The 4,129-nt window shown below is 51.5% G+C and carries 4 protein-coding genes and 2 pseudogenes; 3 read left to right on the top strand and 3 right to left on the bottom strand.

Going from position 1 to position 4,129, the window contains the following annotated elements; translation table 11 throughout:
* A pseudogene (locus T260_RS01000000138210) lies at positions 1 to 808 on the bottom strand (UPF0236 family transposase-like protein); the annotation flags it as partial.
* 293 nt (positions 809 to 1,101) lie between these two features.
* Between T260_RS01000000138210 and T260_RS00015 the strand changes: the two are divergent.
* The 3 genes and pseudogenes from T260_RS00015 to T260_RS00025 all read left to right on the top strand — a co-directional run.
* Positions 1,102 to 1,990: pseudogene (locus T260_RS00015) on the top strand (transposase); the annotation flags it as partial.
* On the top strand, positions 1,983 to 2,783 hold the full coding sequence (locus tag T260_RS121380) for an ExeA family protein (RefSeq protein ID WP_023634700.1): 801 nt from the start codon (positions 1,983 to 1,985) through the stop codon (positions 2,781 to 2,783). The pseudogene T260_RS00015 and the gene T260_RS121380, both read left to right, overlap by 8 nt.
* Position 2,784: 1 nt before the next feature.
* Positions 2,785 to 2,952, top strand: a complete 168-nt coding sequence (locus T260_RS00025; RefSeq protein ID WP_023634699.1) for a hypothetical protein — start codon at positions 2,785 to 2,787, stop codon at positions 2,950 to 2,952.
* A 167-nt stretch (positions 2,953 to 3,119) separates the two neighbouring features.
* Here T260_RS00025 and T260_RS1000000140450 read toward each other — a convergent pair whose 3' ends face one another.
* Together T260_RS1000000140450 and T260_RS1000000140445 are read right to left on the bottom strand one after the other, a co-directional pair.
* A complete protein-coding gene (locus tag T260_RS1000000140450; RefSeq protein WP_236620477.1) occupies positions 3,120 to 3,626 on the bottom strand; it encodes a transposase in 507 nt (168 codons plus the stop codon).
* A gap of 108 nt (positions 3,627 to 3,734) precedes the next feature.
* Complete coding sequence (locus T260_RS1000000140445; RefSeq protein ID WP_236620478.1) at positions 3,735 to 3,911, bottom strand: transposase; 177 nt, start codon at positions 3,909 to 3,911, stop codon at positions 3,735 to 3,737.
* Positions 3,912 to 4,129 lie beyond the last annotated feature (218 nt).

Below are 4,129 nucleotides of genomic sequence, written 5' to 3'. Positions count from 1 at the left end.
GTCGCCGTTGAGGACCAACAGGTCTCGGCACGGATCATAGGCATATTCCTTCATCAGCCACTCCTCAAACCGTTCCCACACGTCCCCCGTCCCTTCATGGAGGTAGTGGCGCCGGTTCACCAGCTCAAGCTGCGACCCGTTTCGTCTCCATCCCTCGTGAACCGCCAGGATTTTCTCTTCTTTCGCCCGTTTCCCTTTCCCCTGGCGGGAAATAAACAGTCCATCCGCCTCCACAAACAGCACCCGGCCGTGCCGTTTGGAAACAGGGTGATGCAGCGAGACAGGGGCCCTCCAGCACCAGTTGGCGAATCGCCTCGTGGCTGAGGACCGCATACCCCACGATCGACTCCAGCGTGCGAGCCGCTTTGCGGTAGGAAGAGCACTCTACGGCCAACTCGACCGCCGTTTCCTCGAGGCAAGGNTACCCCACGATCGACTCCAGCGTGCGAGCCGCTTTGCGGTAGGAAGAGCACTCTACGGCCAACTCGACCGCCGTTTCCTCGAGGCAAGGACTGATCGATTGGGCCCCATCAAAGCCTAATTCGGCATCCAGCAAGAAGGTATAGTTCCCCGTTTGCCGGTCATAGTAGTAGTTCCGTCGAAACGTCACTTCTCCAAACAGCGTTTGGATCGTAGTCGGCCGTTTGTCTTTCAGCTGATGCCGGCGCTTGTCCCGCGCTTCCGCCAGTTGTTGATCGATCTCCTCCAAAAGGGCCGCCAACAAGACAGCGAACACCTTTTGAAGAGTTCTGACTAATTGCTCCTCCAGCTCTTTTAATAAAGGCCATTCTGTGGTAAGATGTTTCATGGACTCTCTCCCTCCTGTTTTATGGATGTTGGTCATCACCATCATAGCAGGGAGAGAGTCCTTTTTGCATGACATTTGCTTTTTCTACCGCGCTTCGCTTGGTGGCCCCGACGAGNTAATAAAGGCCATTCTGTGGTAAGATGTTTCATGGACTCTCTCCCTCCTGTTTTATGGATGTTGGTCATCACCATCATAGCAGGGAGAGAGTCCTTTTTGCATGACATTTGCTTTTTCTACCGCGCTTCGCTTGGTGGCCCCGACGAGTGTCGCGAACAAAAGTTCGCAACCCTCGTCGGGGAATCATTCCGGAATGCCACCCACAAATATTTTACTCACACGGGAAAGAAATTTTGCCCATGCCGGAGCGAAAGCGTTTTGCGTATGACCAGATCAATGAGCTATGGCAAGGGGACTTATCCCATGGACCAACGATTCGAGTCAATAGGAAAGCCCAGAAAACGTTTTTGATCGCCTATATCGATGACTGCTCGCGGTTGGTGCCGTACGTATAGTTTCCCTTCGGAGAAGTTTGACGGGCTGCGGATCGTCACGAAGGAAGCGGTGCTTCGTTGCGGGAAGCCGAAGCGCATTTACTCGGACAACGGAAAAATTTATCGATCCGAGGTGCTGCAGTATGCGTGCGCCGAGATGGGGATTACGCTCATCCACACCCAGCCGTATGATCCGCAAAGCAAAGGGAAAATCGAACGGTTCTTCCGCACCGTACAGACGCGGTTTTATCCGCTGCTGGAGTTGGATCCGCCAAAGTCGCTTGACGAGTTGAACGAGCGTTTTTGGAAGTGGCTTGAAGAAGAGTATCATCGAAAGCCTCACGCCTCGCTGGATGGGAAAACGCCGCATGAGGTGTTTCAGTCCCAAGTGGAACGAGTGGTGTGGATCGAAGACATCGATTGGCTGGATGCGATTTTTCTGAAACGGGAGCACCGCAAGGTGAAAGCCGATGGCACGATCACCCTGAATAAACAGCTATACGAAGTGCCGCCTCGGTTCATTGGGCAATCGATTGAGCTCCGCTATGACGAACGAGGCGTCTATGTGTACGAAGATGGCAAACGGGTGGCGGAAGCCATTCGGGTTCGTTTGGAGGATAACGCCTATGTAAAACGCCACCGGTCGCCGTTTGCGGCGGTTTCGGCGAAGGAGGGCGAACAGGATGTATAAAACGTTTTATTCCCTCTCGCGGGAGCCGTTTGCGAAAGAAACCGACCCGTCCGAGGCGTATCAAGGGGCGGCGTTTCAAGAAGCGCTACGGGCGCTGGAGTACGTGAAGCGAACGCGGGGAATCGGGCTGTTGATCGGAGAGCCGGGGGCGGGCAAGACGTTCGCCCTTCGGGCGCTGAAAGAGTCATTGAATCCATCATTGTATCATGTCGTCTACTTTCCGTTATCCACCGGAGGCGTGATGGATTTTTACCGCGGTCTGGCCCTTGGGTTGGGGGAAGAACCGAAATACCGCAAGGTGGACCTCTTCCGCCAAATCCAGCAGGCGATCGAGCGATTGCATCATGAACGGCGGATCACGCCGGTGTTCATTTTGGACGAGATGCATTTAGCGAAGGATGTCTTTTTACAGGACATCGCGATCTTGTTCAACTTTGAGATGGATTCGACCAACCCATTTGTCTTGATTTTGGCCGGGCTGCCCCATTTACAGGGGAAGCTGCGGCTCAATCAGCACCGCCCTCTCGACCAGCGGATCATCATGCGATGCCGGATGGGGCCGCTGGAGAAGGAAGAGGTGGCGGGCTACATCGAGCATCGGATGAAACAGGCCGGGGCGAAGCATCCGATCTTCACCCCATCGGCGTTAGAGGCGATTGCCCTGCAGTCGCGGGGATGGCCTCGGGTGATCAACACGTTGGCCACGACGTGCCTGTTATACGGGTATCAGCTGAAAAAGGACGCCATTGACGAAGAAGTGGTGCGCATGGCCGCAGAGGAAATGGGGTATTAGCATGAAAGAGGCCGAATCGGCCTCTTTTGTGCTTTCTCTTTTCCATCGGTCCATCAGGCGTGCTGGAAATCTTCATCTGAAAGAGCGTGCAAACGTTCCGAAAGAATGTGCAAAATCCGGAACAATCCGCAAACATTTTGCACATTATTTCCGAATCCGCCTGAAATAATTTGAAAAAGGGATTCTGACCATACCCGTCAAGTTTAGCGGTATAAGATTTTTAAGACGATACTCGTGTTCATCCCCGCAGTGAATGATGGGGATCACCTCCATTATTGGGCATACCAAATACCCCTCCAGAAGAGGGGTATTTGGTATTTATATCCATATCTAATTCTACCATATCTCTAATTTCGTTAAGATATCTGATGCCGTTTCTTCCCCTTTCCTTCGACCTTTCTTGGCATGTTTTCGTAACAGGGAAAGGAGAGAGAAAAGGTTGATTTCCGCCATATGCGAACGCAAAAGCAACTGATGCCAATATGATTGGAGAAGATCGAGCGCTTTCTGTTCACTGATTTGAATGTCTTCCTTTTGATGCCAATACATCCGAGCTTGAAACAGAAACGTCTGGGTGGCCAAAATGGCAATCAACGTCCCGTATAAATGGCATTCGAAACGTTCTTTTTTCATCTCCTTGACTTTCTCCAAATCAAATACGGACTTCCAGGCTTTAAACAACAATTCAATTTGCCAGCGCAGGGAATAGAGCTCATAAACCTGTTGACCATCAAACGACTCTTGTGGTAAATTCGTCAGTAAGATGTGGTATTTCTTTTGTTCGAGGGTTTGGCGTGTCAACGCCTTCCCTTTTCTTTTTTCCTTTTTCCGCACATACGCCATCCGTTTTTGCCATTCTTCCGCCGTCAGACGGCGGAAAACCAACCGTGGAACATACAAGCGTTCCTGTCCGATGTACACATGTTCCATTTCCACTGATTCCCCTTCCTCTCATTGATTCCCAAGGGATTCCCAATCCCATTCCTTCCACTGGCCATTCTCCTTGATATACACGTTCATATCGGAACGGAGCCGAGTAATATAATACGCTCCGCGGGCATCGATCTCGGCTAGTGCGGCAACGGAGAAAAAGCCCAAATCCCGAATACATAGGTCATTCGGTAAAATCGTGTGCTGGGCATGATAGGCAAAACGAGCGTCCGAGTCATTGGCCGATTGAACGCATAGCTGAAGGCAGGCGCCGGATGTTTATTGCAAAATAAAAATACAGAGTTCTGCAACGAAAAGTGCAGAGCTGAAGGCAAAGAAAAAAGGCTTGCCAGCCTCTAACATTTCCTCTACTGTGGAAGTTGTGAACACATAACCAAACAGTGGAGGAGCGAAAG

The sequence above is a fragment of the Geobacillus thermopakistaniensis genome, assembly GCF_000498995.1.
GTDB classification, from domain to species: Bacteria; Bacillota; Bacilli; order Bacillales; family Anoxybacillaceae; genus Geobacillus; species Geobacillus thermoleovorans.
Note: the sequence above shows the minus strand (reverse complement) of the source record. Positions and strands in the feature narration are given on the sequence as shown.

Bases quoted from the DNA above. Each gene is read 5' to 3' on its own strand.
- T260_RS1000000140450 (WP_236620477.1), bottom strand. From the start codon at position 3,626: ATGGCGTATGTGCGGAAAAAGGAAAAAAGAAAAGGGAAGGCGTTGACA.
- T260_RS00025 (WP_023634699.1), top strand. From the start codon at position 2,785: ATGAAAGAGGCCGAATCGGCCTCTTTTGTGCTTTCTCTTTTCCATCGG.
- T260_RS121380 (WP_023634700.1), top strand. From the start codon at position 1,983: ATGTATAAAACGTTTTATTCCCTCTCGCGGGAGCCGTTTGCGAAAGAA.